Annotated in this window: 13 protein-coding genes and 1 pseudogene; 8 read left to right on the top strand and 6 right to left on the bottom strand. The window is 60.0% G+C overall.

The features are described 5' to 3' along the window. Positions 1 to 388 (bottom strand): annotated as a pseudogene (locus tag VNZ65_RS05980) (glucose-6-phosphate dehydrogenase); the annotation flags it as partial. A 433-nt stretch (positions 389 to 821) separates the two neighbouring features. On the opposite strand from VNZ65_RS05980, the gene VNZ65_RS05975 reads away from it, so the two are divergent. From VNZ65_RS05975 to tal, 5 genes are all read left to right on the top strand, one after another. Continuing rightward, entirely contained in the window at positions 822 to 2,075 is a 1,254-nt protein-coding gene (locus VNZ65_RS05975) for an ABC transporter substrate-binding protein (RefSeq protein ID WP_061942028.1), read from the top strand. Positions 2,076 to 2,238: 163 nt separating this feature from the next. Beyond that, entirely contained in the window at positions 2,239 to 3,192 is a 954-nt protein-coding gene (locus VNZ65_RS05970; protein WP_325667044.1) for a sugar ABC transporter permease, read from the top strand. Further along, a complete protein-coding gene (locus VNZ65_RS05965) occupies positions 3,182 to 4,075 on the top strand; it encodes a carbohydrate ABC transporter permease (protein WP_325667042.1) in 894 nt (297 codons plus the stop codon). The genes VNZ65_RS05970 and VNZ65_RS05965 overlap by 11 nt, the downstream gene beginning before the upstream one ends. Before the next feature lie 67 nt (positions 4,076 to 4,142). Then, positions 4,143 to 5,285: a sn-glycerol-3-phosphate ABC transporter ATP-binding protein UgpC gene (locus tag VNZ65_RS05960; RefSeq protein WP_325667041.1), complete on the top strand. Its 1,143-nt coding sequence runs from the start codon at positions 4,143 to 4,145 to the stop codon at positions 5,283 to 5,285. A 127-nt stretch (positions 5,286 to 5,412) separates the two neighbouring features. Beyond that, positions 5,413 to 6,348 carry a transaldolase gene (gene tal, locus VNZ65_RS05955; RefSeq protein ID WP_325667039.1) on the top strand — a complete coding sequence of 312 codons (936 nt, stop codon included), beginning with the start codon at positions 5,413 to 5,415 and terminating at the stop codon, positions 6,346 to 6,348. A 189-nt stretch (positions 6,349 to 6,537) separates the two neighbouring features. Here the strand turns inward: tal and purU are convergent, their stop codons facing one another. Then, a complete protein-coding gene (purU, locus tag VNZ65_RS05950) occupies positions 6,538 to 7,407 on the bottom strand; it encodes a formyltetrahydrofolate deformylase (RefSeq protein ID WP_325667037.1) in 870 nt (289 codons plus the stop codon). Between the two features lie 203 nt (positions 7,408 to 7,610). Continuing rightward, entirely contained in the window at positions 7,611 to 8,162 is a 552-nt protein-coding gene (locus VNZ65_RS05945) for a polymer-forming cytoskeletal protein (protein ID WP_325667035.1), read from the bottom strand. Positions 8,163 to 8,490: 328 nt separating this feature from the next. Here VNZ65_RS05945 and VNZ65_RS05940 point away from each other — a divergent pair, with 328 nt between their 5' ends. From VNZ65_RS05940 to VNZ65_RS05930, 3 genes are all read left to right on the top strand, one after another. Next, entirely contained in the window at positions 8,491 to 9,588 is a 1,098-nt protein-coding gene (locus VNZ65_RS05940; RefSeq protein ID WP_325667033.1) for a YjgN family protein, read from the top strand. Between the two features lie 12 nt (positions 9,589 to 9,600). Next, positions 9,601 to 10,608, top strand: a complete 1,008-nt coding sequence (locus tag VNZ65_RS05935; protein ID WP_325667032.1) for a M48 family metallopeptidase — start codon at positions 9,601 to 9,603, stop codon at positions 10,606 to 10,608. 66 nt (positions 10,609 to 10,674) lie between these two features. Further along, positions 10,675 to 11,469, top strand: coding sequence for a thymidylate synthase (locus VNZ65_RS05930; protein WP_325667030.1), 795 nt, complete (start codon positions 10,675 to 10,677; stop codon positions 11,467 to 11,469). Positions 11,470 to 11,541: 72 nt separating this feature from the next. Here the strand turns inward: VNZ65_RS05930 and VNZ65_RS05925 are convergent, their stop codons facing one another. From VNZ65_RS05925 to VNZ65_RS05915, 3 genes are all read right to left on the bottom strand, one after another. After that, positions 11,542 to 12,996, bottom strand: a complete 1,455-nt coding sequence (locus VNZ65_RS05925) for an efflux transporter outer membrane subunit (protein WP_325667028.1) — start codon at positions 12,994 to 12,996, stop codon at positions 11,542 to 11,544. Positions 12,997 to 13,007: 11 nt separating this feature from the next. After that, positions 13,008 to 14,288 carry an efflux RND transporter periplasmic adaptor subunit gene (locus VNZ65_RS05920; RefSeq protein WP_325667026.1) on the bottom strand — a complete coding sequence of 427 codons (1,281 nt, stop codon included), beginning with the start codon at positions 14,286 to 14,288 and terminating at the stop codon, positions 13,008 to 13,010. Positions 14,289 to 14,335: 47 nt separating this feature from the next. Beyond that, the coding region (locus tag VNZ65_RS05915) for an ABC transporter ATP-binding protein (protein ID WP_325667024.1) at positions 14,336 to 15,666 on the bottom strand (1,331 nt) is incomplete at its 5' end.

Below are 15,666 nucleotides of genomic sequence, written 5' to 3'. Positions count from 1 at the left end.
CCAGCGGCTTTTCCAGCACTACCCGGGCCTGCGACAGGTCGATCTTGCTGGCCGCCAGGTTGGCGCAAATCGGCTCAAACAGCGCCGGCGCAGTGGCCAGGTAAAACACCGAAACCGCCTGGCTGGCGGCCAGCACCCGCGCCAGGGCCTGATAACCCGCGCTGTCCAGCAAATCCAGCGGCAGATACGTCAGCCGCGCCAGGAAAGCCTGCCAGACAGCCGGATCCTGGACGCCGCCGCCCTTGACATAGGGTGCGGCGCTCTTGCTGACCCAGGCCAGATAGTCTTCCTGGCTGAAATCCTGTTTAGCGACGCAGATGATGCGTCCGTCCTGATGCAACTTTCCTTCCCTGTGAGCAACAAACAACGCAGGAAGAATCTTCCGCATCGACAAATCGCCGGTAGCGCCGAATAAGGTGAATGTAAAAGGAATATTAGGTTGCATCAAAATTTTTGTAATAAATAAAAAACTTATATTGCAATATTAATGTAGCATTACTACAATTACAAGCGGCGCAGAGAGTAAAACCAGGATTTTTGCAGGGAAACTCAAGAACGCATGTAGTTTTACTAGTTTTCACATGATACACATGGACTAGCATGTTCGCAGGGCCCAGCTTTGTGCAAACAGGCAGTACAGCAGCGGTTTGACGTTCCGGTACACATTGGAGCGGTTTTTCGGGTAGGAGCAACAAAGGGGAAGCCAGCATGGCCGTTCTAGAAGAGCAGCCAGCAAGGCGACACAGATCTGGCGTTCGTATCAAGCCCTATGATCAAGCGTTAATGTTAATCACAGGTACAACTCAACACAGGAGACAAGTATGAAACTGAGTCAAATAATAAAATCGGTATTCGCAACCACTGCATTGCTGTCCAGCGCCGCGGCAGTTCACGCGGCTGAAGTTGAAGTGCTGCACTACTGGACCTCCGGCGGCGAAGCTAAATCGGTCGCCGAGCTGAAAAAGATCATGGAAGCCAAGGGCGTGACCTGGAAAGACTTCGCGGTCGCCGGCGGCGCTGGTGAAAACGCGACTACCGCACTGAAAGCCCGCGTCATCGCAGGCAGCCCTCCGACAGCGGCGCAGATCAAGGGTCCATCGATCCAGGAATGGGGCCAGGAAGGCGTGCTGGCCAATATCGACGCCGCCGCTACTGCCGGCAAATGGGATTCGCTGCTGCCGAAAGTCGTTTCCAACACCATGAAATACCAGGGCCACTATGTCGCGGCGCCGGTCAACGTCCATCGCGTCAACTGGCTGTGGATCAACCCTGAGGTCTTGAAAAAATCCGGCGCCAAGGCGCCAACCACCTGGCCTGAGTTCTTTGACGCTGCAGACAAGATGCAGAAAGCCGGCTTCATCGCCGTCGCCCACGGCGGCCAGCCTTGGCAGGATGCTACCGTGTTTGAAACCGTCGCGCTGGGCGTAGGCGGCGCCGACTTCTACAACAAGGCGCTGGTCAAGCTCGATCCGGCCACCCTGACCGGCCCGACCATGATCAAGACCTTCGACACACTGGGCAAGATCAAGGGCTATATCGACAAGAACGCTGCAGGCCGCGACTGGAACCTGGCAACCGCCATGGTCATCAACGGCAAGGCCGGCATGCAGTTCATGGGCGACTGGGCCAAGGGCGAATTCACTGCCGCCGGCAAAGTACCTGGCAAGGATTTCCTGTGCGTAGCAGCTCCTGGCACCGACAAGTCGTATACTTACAATATCGACTCGATCGCCATGTTCAAGGTCAAGAATCCTGACTCGCAAAAAGCGCAGCTGACCCTGGCAACCGCCATCATGAGCCCTGAATTCCAGGAAATCTTCAACCTGAACAAGGGTTCGATCCCGGTCCGCCCTGATATCCCACGCACCAAGTTCGACAGCTGCGCCATCAAGTCGATGGATGACATGGCAGCCTCGAGCAAGGCCGGCACGCTGGAGCCAAGCATGGCGCATGGCATGGCCGTCAACTCTGCCGTACAAGGCGCTATCCTGGACGTAGTGTCGAAGTTCATGAACTCCAACATGACTTCGCAAGCTGCAGTACAGGCGCTGGCAAAAGCAGCAAAGACACAATAAGCAACTATTTTATTGCTTACTTTATTGCTTACTTTATTGTTTAATCAGAGTAAATGAGAACAGGGGCCGGAGCGAGTAAGATCGATTCCGGCCCCCGCCTTGTCCGGCAATGGCTAGCACTGCATTGCCAGGCGCGGCTTTGATCCTGCTTCAGGAGATTTGCATGTCCGATCACACCCTCCCCTATACAGCCGCCGCTGCCGGGAGTTCAAGCCACACGCCCAAGCAGCAAGGGCGGATTGCGGCAATCGCCGATGCCTGGCTGCCACGCCTGGTATTGTCACCTACTATCATCCTGTCACTGGTCTTTGTGTACGGCTTCATCGGCGTCACCGCCTGGCTGTCGCTGACCAATTCGCGGATGCTGCCGAATTACGAAATTTCCGGCTTCAATCAATATGTCGAGCTGTTCGGCCTGGACCGCTGGTGGGTAGCCGCCGCCAACCTGGGCATCTTCGGCGGCCTGTTCATCCTGTTCTGCCTGGCGATCGGCCTGATCATGGCGATCCTGCTGGACCAGAAAATCCGTGCCGAGGGCGCGCTGCGTGCGATCTACCTATACCCGATGGCGCTCTCCTTCATCGTCACCGGCGCTGCCTGGAAGTGGATATTGAATCCCGGCCTGGGCCTGGAAAAGATGATGCACGACTGGGGCTTCGCCAACTTCCATTTCGACTGGCTGGTGAATTCCGATTTCTCTATCTATACGGTGGTGATCGCCGGCGTCTGGCAATCGTCCGGCTTCGTCATGGCGCTGTTCCTGGCCGGCCTGCGCGGCATCGACGACAGCATCATCAAGGCTGCCATGGTGGACGGCGCCAGCTTGCCGACCATTTATCGCCGCATCGTCATCCCGGCGCTGCGTCCGGTCTTCTTCAGCGTGCTGCTGGTGCTGGCGCATATCGCGATCAAGAGCTTTGACTTGGTGATGGCGCTGACTGCCGGTGGCCCCGGCACGTCTTCCGACCTGCCGGCAATTTTCATGTATCAGTTTTCTTTCTCACGCGGTCAACTTGGCCTTGGCGCGGCATCGGCAATGATGATGCTGGCTACCGTACTGGCAGTGCTGGTGCCCATGATGTACCTGGAAACCAAAGGAGCGCGCAATGGCCGCTGACAGCACTAGCAATACCATCTATAACGAAGGCAGCAAACTGACCGCCGGCCGCGTGCTGATCTACACGCTGCTGGTGCTGTGCGCGCTGTACTACCTGGCGCCGCTGTACGTGATGCTGAGCACCTCGGTGAAAACGCTGGACGAAATCCGCTCCGGCAACCTGCTGTCGCTGCCGATGTCGCCCACCGGCGCCGCCTGGAGCAAAGCCTGGAGCACCGCGTGTACCGGCGTCGACTGCAACGGCCTGCAACCGTTCTTCTGGAACTCGATCAAGATGGCGGCGCCGGCGGTGCTGATCTCGACCCTGGTCGGCTCGCTCAATGGCTATGTCCTGGCGCACTGGCGTTTCCGCGGTTCCGAGATCCTGTTCACGGCGCTGATGGTCGGCTGCTTCATTCCGTTCCAGGTGGTAATCCTGCCGATGGCGCGCCTGCTGGGCACCGTCAACCTGGCCAATACCACGCCGGGGCTGGTGTTTGTGCACATTGTCTACGGCATTGCCTTCACCACCCTGTTCTTCCGTAACTACTATGTCACGGTGCCGGAAGAACTGGTGAAGGCGGCCCGCATCGACGGCGCCGGCTTCTTCATGACCTACCGCAAGATCATCTTCCCGCTGTCGCTGCCGATTTTCATGGTCTGCTTCATCTGGCAGTTCACGCAGATCTGGAACGACTTCCTGTTCGGCGTGGTGTTCGGCGGTTCCGATGCCAAGCCGGTGACGGTGGCCCTGAACAACCTGGTGAATACTTCCACCGGCGTGACTGAATACAACGTCAACATGGCGGCGGCCATCATCGCCGCCCTGCCGACTCTGGTGGTGTACCTGCTGGCCGGGAAATATTTTGTGCGCGGCCTGACTGCGGGTGCGGTCAAGGGCTAAATCGAAGCGACCGGCCGCCGCCTCAGGCGCGGCCGCGATGAGAATAAATTTAAGGAATGAATTAAAGATGGCAAGCTTATCAATCCGCAATGTGCGCAAGGTCTACCCGAACGGCAATGAAGTCCTGAAGGGCATCGACCTCGAAATCGAAGACGGCCAGTTCCTGATCCTGGTGGGCGGCTCCGGCTGCGGCAAATCCACTTTGCTGAACATGATCGCCGGACTGGAAACAGTTTCCGAAGGCCAGATCATGATCGGCGACCGCTGCGTCAACGATGTCCCGCCGAAAGAGCGCGACATCGCCATGGTGTTCCAGTCGTATGCGCTGTATCCGACCATGACAGTGCGCGAAAACATTTCCTTCGGCCTGGGCATCCGCAAGGTTCCCAAAGCTGAACAGAAGCAGATCGTCGAACGCGTCGCCAACACGCTGCAGATCACTCACCTGCTGGATCGCAAGCCGGCCTTGCTGTCCGGCGGCCAGCGCCAGCGCGTCGCCATGGGCCGTGCGATCGCGCGCGATCCGTCGCTGTTCCTGTTCGATGAGCCGCTGTCCAACCTGGATGCCAAGCTGCGCGTCGAGATGCGCGCTGAAATCAAGCTGATGCACCAGCGCCTGGGCAGCACCATCGTCTATGTGACGCATGACCAGATCGAAGCGATGACCCTGGGCGACCGCATTGCAGTGATGAAAGACGGCGTGGTGCAGCAGTTCGGCAGCCCGCAAGAAATCTACGACAACCCTAGCAACCTGTTCGTGGCCGGCTTCATCGGCTCGCCGTCGATGAATTTCATGCGCGGCAACCTGGTCGCCAACGGCCATGGCCCTGCTTTCGAATTGACCCACGGCGGCCAGAAGACCTTGCTGCCGCTGGCGCCGGCACAGGCGCAAAGGCCGGAAATCGCGGCCTGGGTCGGCAAGGAAGTGATCCTCGGCATTCGCCCGGAACATGTCACCGACGCCCAGAGCGCACGCACTTCGGAAGCGGCCGGCGACAGCAACTACCATCCAACCGAAGTCGGCTGCACGGTCGAACTGACCGAGCCTACCGGCCCGGATACCCTGGTATTCACAACCTTCAACGAGGCCCGCGTCACTTGCCGTACGCACCCGCGCGCGGCGGCACGGCCGAAAGATGAGATGCAGCTGGCTTTCGATCTCTCGAAGGCGGTGCTGTTCGACGCCAAGACGGAAGAACGGATTAGTTGAGCTGGCAGGCCGCGATGGTAAAAGAGTAAGAAGTTACTGCGGCCATCCATCGTGGCAGATGTCCATAAAATGCGTAGAATGGCAGAAAGGCATTTCCGATTAACAGTCTCTGCTTTTCTACGCTGCCATGAACCAACTCGAACAACTCAAGCTATTCACCACCATCGTCGCCGACACCGGCGACTTCCAGTCGATCAAGGCGTTTACGCCGCGCGACGCTACCACCAATCCCTCATTGATCCTGAAAGCGGTGCAGAAGCCGGAATACCAGCCTTTGCTGGCGCAGGCGGTGAAGGACCACGGCCAGCTGTCGACCAAGGAAATCATCGACCACCTGCTGGTCACCTTTGGCCAGGAAATCCTGAAACTGATCCCGGGCCGGGTTTCCACCGAGACCGATGCGCGCCTGTCGTTCAACACCCAGGGCACGATCGACAAGGGCCATGCGCTGATCAAGCTGTATGAAGCGGCCGGCATAGACCGCGACCGTGTGCTGATCAAGATCGCGTCCACCTGGGAAGGCATCCGGGCAGCGGAAGTGCTGCAAAAGGCCGGCGTCCATTGCAACCTGACCTTGCTGTTTTCGATGCCGCAGGCAATCGCCTGCGCCGAAGCCAAGGTACAGCTGATCTCACCGTTCGTCGGCCGCATCTACGACTGGTACAAGAAGTCCAGCGGCCACGATTACAGCGGCGCCGACGATCCGGGCGTGCAGTCGGTCAAGCAGATCTACAGCTATTTCCGCAAGTTCGGCTACGCCACCGAAGTGATGGGCGCCAGCTTCCGCAACACCTCGCAGATCACCGAACTGGCCGGCTGCGACCTGCTCACCATCAGCCCCGAGCTGCTGCAGGCGCTGGCCGAAAGCGATGCTGCGGTCAGCCGCAAGCTCAGCCCGGAAGTCGCGCAGCAGAGCGAAATTGCAAAAATCGACCTCGATGAAACCATCTTCCGCACCATGCTGAATGACGATGCGATGGCGACCGAAAAGCTGGCCGAAGGCATACGCCAGTTCAGCGCCGATGCGGTCAAGCTGGAAAAAATGGTGGACGCGCTGCGCTAAGGCTTCGGACAAGACTGGTAGGGTGGGCAGCTATGCCCACGCGGAACCTCGGTCTATCGAGGTGTAAATTCAGCGCAGGCAGAAAATCTGCCCACGCTACGGCTACAGTCCGACGCTTGCACCGCAAGCGCTGCGCAAGAAAATGGCCTCGGTTCGCACCGAGGCCATTTTCTTGTTCTTCACGACTCTTTATTTGAACACAACCGTCTTGTGTCCGTTGAGCAGAATGCGATGCTCAATGAACCACTTCACCGCCCGCGCCAGCACCACGCACTCGACGTCGCGGCCGATGGCGGTCAATGTCTCCGGCTCCATCGCATGATCGACGCGCGCTACGTCCTGCTCGATGATCGGCCCCTCATCCAGGTCGCCGGTGACGAAGTGGGCGGTGGCGCCGATCAGCTTGACGCCGCGGTCATGCGCCTGGTAATACGGTTTCGCGCCCTTGAAGCTAGGCAGGAAGGAATGATGGATATTGATGGCGCGCCCGGTCAGCGCAGTGCACATGGCCGGCGACAGGATCTGCATGTAGCGCGCCAGCACCACCAGGTCAATATTGTTCGCTTCGACGATTTCCATCACGCGCGCTTCCTGCGCCTGCTTGGCTGCGGCCGAGGCCCCGGTTGCCAGGGGCAGGTGATGGAACGGGATGTTGTAGCTGGCCGCCAGCTGGTAGAAATCGGTGTGATTGGAGACGATGGCGGTGATTTCGACTGGCAGCAGGCCGCTCTTGTAACGGAACAGCAAGTCGTTCAGGCAATGGCCGATCTTCGACACCATCAACATCATGCGCGGCTTCTTGCGGGCATCGTGCAACTGCCAGTTCATCTGCATGGTGCCGGCCAGGGCGGAAAATTCCGCGCGCAGGCTGTCGTCGGCAATCGCCGCATCTTCCGACGAAAAATGCACGCGCATGAAAAACAGTTTGGACTGGGCGTCGCCGAACTGGGCGGAATCGATGATATTGCAACCGTGATCGGCCAGGAAGCCCGAGACGCGATGCACGATTCCGCGCTGATCGAGGCAGGACAAGGTAAGAATATATTCGGGATGGCTCATGAGTTTGGCGAATGCGGGCAGTAGGCAATAGTGGATGACGCTTGGCAGAATGCCAAAGCCGCTATTGTCGCATGCCTGCATGCACATGACAAAACCGGAGCGGAGCCGCCGCTCTGGCCGATTTGCGCAGATATGCCCTCCAGCCGGGATTCCCGGCCGGAACAGCTGGTACTACTGCACGCCGGACTGGCCGGCGGCGGACTTTAGACTACGGCAGCGGCCGCAGCGTTGCTTGCCGAATTGGTGGTCGAAACGGCAGCCGGCTTGCTGGCAGAAGTGCCGACCTGGACTTCGCCAGTCAGCTGACCGCCTTCTTCGATGACAACCTTGCCATAGCGGATTTTGCCGGAAACCTTGCCGGTTGAATAAATCACCAGCTTTTCACGGACAGTCAGGTCGCCATCGAATTCGCCGTAGATTTCAGCCAGGTCGATTTCAGCCGAACCCTTGAAAGCGCCTTTTTCGGCGATATGGATCACGCGCGAATTCATGGTGGCTTCTACCCGGCCTTCGACCACGAGCGTGTCGCAATCGGTGATCTCTACGCCTTTGAGCTTGATGTTCGGGCCGACAATCAGTTTGCTGCCGACTTCATTAGTGCTGGACGACGCGTGGTTGACTGGGGTGCTCACAGGATTGCTAGCCTTTGGAATGTTGGAGGAATTGCCGGAGGTAAGGTTGCTGCTGGCGCTGAACGGTGAATTTGGGGTCGGGGTTTCTCGCTTGCCGCCGAAAAACGTATCTGATTTAAGCATGTGATCTCCTGATTGGTGTTGCCTGCATTAGTGCGGCCAGCACGCTGATGCAAATGAATATGAAAATGGCCAGATGCTAGTGTGGTGCTTCGCAAATGGTGGCCAGATAAAAACGACCAGATACTGCATGACCGTGTGAGACAAAGGTCTCCAGCTTTCGAGGACCCTCTTCCGGAAAAGTTCATAGAGAAAAGCATTAATTTGTAACCGCAGGCAACGCTTGGTCGACAAGAATAATAATTGCCACACAGACTTTGATTGTCATTTTTTATAGCTTACCGGATAATCAGCCGCAGCAGTCAAACCAATAACGTAAAGGGAAACAGGGATGAACACCGCGACTTCCGACACACCGCCTTTCGACGTTCCAGCAACTCCTCCTCCGCCGCAACAGCCTACGCTTGAAGCATTCGTTTTTTCCGGCCGCGGCAGTGAATATTTCCGCATATGGATAGTTAATCTTCTACTATCCATTGTCACGCTCGGCATTTACTCGGCCTGGGCCAAGGTGCGCCGCACCCGCTATTTTTATGACAACACCCGGGTCGCCGGCAGCAGCTTCGAATACCACGGCAATCCGATCGCGATCCTGAAAGGACGCATCATCGCGGTGGTCCTGATCGGCGGCTACCAGGTCGCCTTCAGGTTCAGTCCCAAACTTGGGTTGCTGGCGCTGGCCCTGATGTTAGCCGTCATGCCATGGCTGATCTGGAGAAGCTACCAGTTCAAGCTGTTCAACTCCAGCTATCGCGGCATCCGCTTCGGTTTCAAGGGCAGCGCCGGCATGTCTTACTTCATTTATCTGCTGCTGCCGCTGATCTCCATGCTCTCTATCGGCCTGCTCTCGCCCTTCGCCTATCAGCGCAATAAAAAATACCTGCACACGGAAAGCAAGTTCGGCGCGACGCATTTTTCCTTTAACGCCAGTGTAGGCTCTTTTTATCAGGTCTTTCTGATTTGTTTCGCCGTCGCCGTGCTTGGCTACATCGGCATCGGCATACTGTTCAGCGGCAGCCTCATGGCCGTCGCCGCTGCCGGCAAGCACGCCGCCCCGGCTGCCTTTGCCGGTCCTATCTTCATGATGATATTTGCCATGTATGCGTGGACCTTCCTGATCATGCCGCTGGCCATGACCATGATCCAGAACCTGATCTGGAACCATACCAAGCTGGCGGACCATCAATTCCAAAGCAAGCTGAAATGGACCAGGGTCGCTTTCATCATGATCACCAACCTGATCGCCATCGTCTGCACGCTGGGCCTGTTCACGCCGTTTGCGCAGATCCGCTCGCTCAAATACCGGCTCGAGTCGGTGAGCTTGCTGGCAGCCGGCTCGCTCGACCATTTCTTGGCCGATGCCGAACCGCAGGGCTCCGCCACCGGCGAAGGCATGTCGGACCTGCTCGATTTCGACTTGTCGCTGTAAAGCCGGACACAGATGCAGAATGCGCAAGCGCAGGCGGTGCGGGCCTTCTACTTCGACGGCAAGACCTCGCGCCGCCATGCGGTCGAACTGACAGTCGCGGCCGGCCTCGCCAGCATCTCCGGCGAGGTCCAGCGGCAAGCGCCGCTGGACGAGTTGCGCGTGTCGGAACGGGTCTCCAGCGCCACCCGCAAGGTCACCTTCGCCGACGGCGCCTATCTTGAAATCATCGATCTCGATGCTTTTTCCACACTATTGGCGAGCACCGGCCACGCCGACTCGCTGGTGGTACGCATGCAGCAGAGCTGGCGCATCGTCTGGCAAGCGCTGGGAGCGCTGGTCCTGATCCTGGTGCTGGGTTATTTATATGTGTTGCCGGCGGCCTCAGGCTGGATTGCCGATGCCTTGCCCGCATCGGTCGAAAGAAAAATCGGCGGCAGCACGCTGGATTTCCTGGACCAGCGCATTTTCACCAGTTCCACGCTGCCGCTGGCGCAGCAAGAGTCTATCGACAGCCGTTTCCGCGCACTGGAACCGCCGCGCCAGGGCGCGCCGCAGTTCCAGATCATTTTCCGCAAAAGCAAGATCGGTCCGAACGCCTTCGCCCTGCCGTCCGGCGACATCCTGGTCACCGATGAGCTGGTGCGGCTGCTGGACGACGACGATGCCCTGATGGGCGTGCTGGCGCATGAGCTCGGCCATTTGCATAACCGCCACCTGATGCGGCGCCTGATCCAGGTCTCCGCGGTGGGCGCCACGGCGACGCTGCTGTTCGGCGATGTCTCGACGCTGATCGCTACCATTCCGCCGCTGCTGCTCGACCTCAAGTATTCGCGCGATATCGAACTGGAAGCGGACGACTATGCGATCGCCATGTTCAAGGCCAACGGCATCAGCCTCACCAAGCTGGCGCGCACCTTTGAAAAGCTCGACAGCCAGCCCGCCGCATTCTCGCCCTACCTGTCGACCCATCCGCCCAGCAAGGAAAGGATTGCACGCATCCTCCAGGCGCAGGCCGGCTAAGCCGCGGGCGGAGGCCTGCGCAGATGCGTTACAATCTTGGAATTAGATTCAGCAATCAAGATAAAAATGCGCCAATACCTCGATCTCATGCGCCATGTGCAACAGCATGGCACCATCAAAACCGACCGCACCGGCACCGGCACCCGCTCGGTATTCGGCTACCAGATGCGCTTCAACCTGCAAGACGGCTTCCCCCTGCTGACCACCAAGAAGCTGCATCTGCGCTCGATCATCCATGAACTGATCTGGTTTCTCAACGGCTCGACCAACATCCAGTATTTAAAAGACAACGACGTCAAGATCTGGGACGAATGGGCCGACAGCGAAGGCAACCTGGGACCGATCTATGGCTATCAATGGCGTTCCTGGCCGACCCCGTCCGGCGGGCATATCGACCAGATCACGCAACTGGTCGAGCAGATCAAGAACAATCCGGATTCGCGCCGGCTGATCGTCTCGGCCTGGAACGTCGCCGACATCCCGCAGATGAAGCTGCCGCCCTGCCATGCCTTCTTCCAGTTCTATGTCGCCGAAGGCAAGCTCTCTTGCCAGCTGTACCAGCGCAGCGCCGACATTTTCCTGGGTGTGCCGTTCAACATCGCTTCCTATGCCCTGCTGACGCACATGATGGCGCAGCAGTGCGGGCTGGAAGTGGGGGATTTTATCTGGACCGGTGGCGATTGCCACCTCTATTCCAACCATGCGGAGCAGGTCGAACTGCAGCTGTCGCGTACGCCGGGCCCGCTGCCTAAGCTGACCATCACGCGCCAGCCGCCGTCGATTTTCGACTATCGTTTCGAAGATTTCGAAATCAGCGACTATCATCCGCAGGCGCACATCAAGGCGCCGGTAGCCGTGTAGGGTGGGCACCTGTGCCCACGCGTTACCTCAATTCCCCCGATGAACGGTGGGCAGCTGCCCACCCTACTTAGCTTATTTATCCGGCGCCGCCTTGGTGCCTGCTGCCGTCTGGCTGGCATGCGCATCCTGCCAGCCGCCGCCCAGCGCCTTGTAGAGCGACACCGTGGCCTTCAAACGCTTCAGCTTGATCTGCCCCAGTTCGTTCTGCACTTCCGACAGCGAACGCTGGGTATCGAGCACCGTCATCAGATCCTCCGCGCCGACCCGATAACGGATTTCCGATAATTCAAAGGCGAAGCGCGCCTGCTCCATTTCCGTGACCTTCAACTTGCGCTGTTCATCCAGGCTGCGGATCTGGCCGAGCGCGGTATCGACTTCCGACAGCGCGGCAATCACGGTTGACCGATAGATCTGCACCAGCTCCTGTTTCTGCGCGATTGCCAGGTCGCGCTGGCTGTTGAGGCGGCCTGCGTCGAAGATCGGCGCCACCAGCCCGGCACCCAGGTTGGCCAGCATGTTGGGGCCGTTGAACAGCGACAGCAAGGCATTGCTCTGGCCGCCGGCCGAGCCGGTCAGGCGGATGCTGGGGAACAGCGCCGCGCGCGCCACCGCCACGTTGGCGTTGGCGGAGGCCAGTTCAGCTTCGGCATGACGGATGTCCGGCCGGCGCGACAGCAACTCCGACGGCAAGCCGGGCGTTACCTGCGGCAGCAGAATCTTGGCCAGCCCGGGCTCATTCACGGTAAAGGTTTGCGGCGGCCGTCCCAGCAGGATCGCCAGCGCGATCTGCGCCTCGCGCTCTTGCTGCTTGAGGTCGGGAATCACCGCCTGCTGGCCGGCTACCGCCGAGCGCTGGCGCGCCAGGTCCAGCGGCGAAGCCGCGCCGGCGCGGCTCTGCGCCGACACCAGTTTCAGCACGCGTTCGGCGTTATCGACGTTTTGCTGGGCGATCTCGATGCGGTCGCGCAGCGACAGCACTTGCAGGTAGGTCGAAACGATACCGCTGGTGACAGTCAGCGCTACGGTTTCGCGGTCGTAGCGGTTGGCTTGCAAGGAAGCTTCAGCGGCCACCAGTCCAGCCTTGTTCTTGCCCCAGAAATCGACTTCGTAGCCGATTTCTACCAGGCCGCTGGTGGAAGTCACGGCGCTGCCGCTGGAAGCCAGCGGCAGCGCGCGGTTGATGCTGGTGGAAAAATCTGCGTTCGGCAGCAGCGGCGCGCCGGCGATCCGGGCTTGCGCTTCAGCCTGGCGCACGCGCGATACCGCGGCGGCAATCTCCAGGTTGCTGGCCTGTCCCTGGGCCACCAGCTGGCTCAGCTCGTCGCTGCCGAAACGTTGCCACCAGCCGGTATCCGGCCAGTCCTGCTCGCCGGTATTGGCCGACAAATCCCAGCTCTGCGGAATCTCGACGCTGGGCGTCGCTTCGCGGATCTCGATCTGACTGGCGCAAGCCGACAACAGAAGCAGCAGCACGGCGCTTGAACATGCGGCGGCGACGGTGCGCGAGCTTTGAAAAAATTGATGCATGCCGGCCGCCATCAATGTGCCTTGACCACGGGTACGGACGCAGACGAAGCGGCAACGGCGCTGGCCGATGGCGCTGCATTTTTGGCAGGCGGCGCCGCAGCGGATTCCACTACAAGCTGTTCGCCGGCCTGCAATCCTGACAAGACCTGCGCCATCTGCTGGTTGCGCACGCCGATCTTGATCGCGCGCGAGCTCACTTGCTGACCTTGCTGACCTTGCTGATTAGCGCTCGCCACCTTCACCCGATAGCTGCCATCCGCCTCCGGATTGCCCAGCAGCGCCACCGGCACCAGCACCGCGTCATGCGCCTGCGCCAGCACAAAGCGCACTTGCGTGCTCATGCCGCTCATCAGTTCTTCCTCTGGATTATCGACTTCAAACAAGACGTTATAGAAAGTCTGCTTGCCCTGCTCGCCCGAACCGTCGGCCGGCACCGGTATCACCTGCCGCAGCTTGCCGCTCCAGCGCTTGCCGGGATAGCCGGGCGTGGTGAAATAGGCGGTCATGCCTTTGCGCAGCAGCGGCACGTCGATTTCCGCTACGCGCGCCTGCACGGTCAGGCGGCTGAGGTCGGCGATCCGCACCAGCGGCGCAGCCGGCTGGCCGGCGCTGACCATTTGCCCGGTGCGGGCGCCCACCGACACCACGGTGCCACTGATCGGCGCCAGCACCTGGGTATGGCTGCGGGTGACGTCATCGTCTTTCACGGTCGCCTCGATCTGGCGGATCTGGGCATTGATGGCCTCGACCTTGGCGGCCGCGGAATACATGCTCATGCGGCTGGATTCAAAGGATTCCTCGCGCGTGGCGTTTTCCGCTTTCAGCTGGGTCTGCCGCTTGTATTGCAGCTCGGCGAAATCCTGCTGCGCGCGCTGGTCCGCCAGCTCCGCCTGCAACCGCGCCAGCTGGGCCCGATTGCTCTCGACCCGGGCAGAAGGCAGGGTCGGCGTGATTTCGACCACCATCTTGCCGGCCTTGACGTCGTCCCCCACCATCACCAGCACATCCTTGATCTGGCCCGATACCTGCGCCATCACATCGCTGTACTTATGCAACTGCAGCTTGCCGCTGGCAAACACTGCCTGTTCGATATCGCCGCGCCGCGCCGCTTCCGTCTGCAAGCGCACAGGCGCCGGCTTGGGCGGTGGCGGCGGCCGCTGCAAGAGTCCTTTCCATAGCAGGAAGCCAGCGCCGATCGCGATCAGCGCCGCCAGGATGGCAATCAGCCAGCGTCGACTGGAATGGCCGAAAGCAGTTGGCGCAGCGGACTTGTCGGTCGGTTCAGCAGTCATTGAGGCAAACTCGGAGTTGATCAGGTATAAATACAGACAGCAGCAGCTTAAGCCGGTTCCGTCTGCACGCCGCCAACAGTGGCGGCCGGCGCGGCCACATCGTCGATTTCCTCGCCCAGGAAGCCGCCGCTCTGGTGCGCCCACAAGCGGGCATACAAACCGCCCTGCTCCAGCAGGCTGCGATGATCGCCCTGTTCGACGATGCGGCCCTTGTCCAGCACGATCAAACGGTCCATCGCCGCAATGGTTGACAAGCGATGAGCGATCGCCACCACGGTCTTGCCTTCCATCAGGCGGTACAAGCTGGCCTGGATCGCCGCTTCCACTTCCGAATCGAGCGCGCTGGTGGCTTCGTCCAGCAGCAGGATAGGCGCATCTTTCAGCATGACGCGCGCAATCGCGATACGCTGGCGCTGGCCGCCGGACAGCTTGACGCCGCGTTCGCCGACGTGAGCGTCGTAACCGGTGCGGCCCTTGGGATCGGTCAGGGTCAGGATGAATTCGTGCGCTTCGGCCCGCTGCGCCGCCGCCAACATGTCGGCATCGGTGGCGTCCGGACGGCCGTACAGCAGATTATCGCGCACCGAGCGATGCAGCAGGGAAGTATCCTGCGTCACCATGCCTACCTGCGCCCGCAAGCTGTCCTGCGTCACATGCGCAATGTCCTGGCCGTCGATCAGGATGCGGCCCTGCTCGACATCGTAGAAACGCAGCAGCAGGTTGACAATGGTTGACTTGCCAGCGCCGGAGCGGCCTACCAGGCCGATTTTTTCACCAGGCCGGATGTGCAGCGACAACTGGTCGATCACCGGCCGCTGGCCGCCGTAGGCAAAGCCGACCTGCTCGAAATCGAGCCGGCCCTGGCTGACCTGCAGCGGTTGGGCATCGGCCTGGTCCAGCACGGCGTGCGGCCGCGACAAGGTATTGATGCCGTCCTGCACCGTGCCGACCTGTTCGAACAGAGAGGCGAATTCCCACATCACCCAATGCGAAATGCCGTTCAGGCGCAAGGCCATCGCAGTGGCAGCGGCCACCGCGCCGATGCCGACCTGGCCCTGAGTCCACAGCCATAGTGCCGCCCCGGCCGTGCTCAGGATCAGCAGCATGCTCAGGGTGTGGTTGACGATCTCAAAACTGGTCACCAGGCGCATCTGGCCGTGCACCGTCTGCAGGAATTCCTGCATCGCCGAGCGCGCATAGCCGGCTTCGCGGCCAGCGTGCGAGAACAGCTTGACCGTGGCGATATTGGTGTAGGCATCGGTGATGCGGCCGGTCATCAGCGAACGCGCATCGGCCTGGGTCTTGGCGACCTTGCTCAGGCGCGGCACGAAATAGCGCAGCGCCAGGGTATACAAGGCGAGCCAGCTCAGGAACGGCA

It is taken from the genome of Collimonas sp. (assembly GCF_035566555.1).
GTDB lineage: Bacteria > Pseudomonadota > Gammaproteobacteria > Burkholderiales > Burkholderiaceae_D > Collimonas.
The sequence above is the reverse complement of the archived record's forward strand: the minus strand, read 5'-3'. Positions and strand labels throughout refer to the sequence as shown.

Bases quoted from the DNA above. Each gene is read 5' to 3' on its own strand.
- VNZ65_RS05975 (WP_061942028.1), top strand. From the start codon at position 822: ATGAAACTGAGTCAAATAATAAAATCGGTATTCGCAACCACTGCATTG.
- VNZ65_RS05970 (WP_325667044.1), top strand. From the start codon at position 2,239: ATGTCCGATCACACCCTCCCCTATACAGCCGCCGCTGCCGGGAGTTCA.
- VNZ65_RS05965 (WP_325667042.1), top strand. From the start codon at position 3,182: ATGGCCGCTGACAGCACTAGCAATACCATCTATAACGAAGGCAGCAAA.
- VNZ65_RS05960 (WP_325667041.1), top strand. From the start codon at position 4,143: ATGGCAAGCTTATCAATCCGCAATGTGCGCAAGGTCTACCCGAACGGC.
- tal (WP_325667039.1), top strand. From the start codon at position 5,413: ATGAACCAACTCGAACAACTCAAGCTATTCACCACCATCGTCGCCGAC.
- purU (WP_325667037.1), bottom strand. From the start codon at position 7,407: ATGAGCCATCCCGAATATATTCTTACCTTGTCCTGCCTCGATCAGCGC.
- VNZ65_RS05945 (WP_325667035.1), bottom strand. From the start codon at position 8,162: ATGCTTAAATCAGATACGTTTTTCGGCGGCAAGCGAGAAACCCCGACC.
- VNZ65_RS05940 (WP_325667033.1), top strand. From the start codon at position 8,491: ATGAACACCGCGACTTCCGACACACCGCCTTTCGACGTTCCAGCAACT.
- VNZ65_RS05935 (WP_325667032.1), top strand. From the start codon at position 9,601: ATGCAGAATGCGCAAGCGCAGGCGGTGCGGGCCTTCTACTTCGACGGC.
- VNZ65_RS05930 (WP_325667030.1), top strand. From the start codon at position 10,675: ATGCGCCAATACCTCGATCTCATGCGCCATGTGCAACAGCATGGCACC.
- VNZ65_RS05925 (WP_325667028.1), bottom strand. From the start codon at position 12,996: ATGCATCAATTTTTTCAAAGCTCGCGCACCGTCGCCGCCGCATGTTCA.
- VNZ65_RS05920 (WP_325667026.1), bottom strand. From the start codon at position 14,288: ATGACTGCTGAACCGACCGACAAGTCCGCTGCGCCAACTGCTTTCGGC.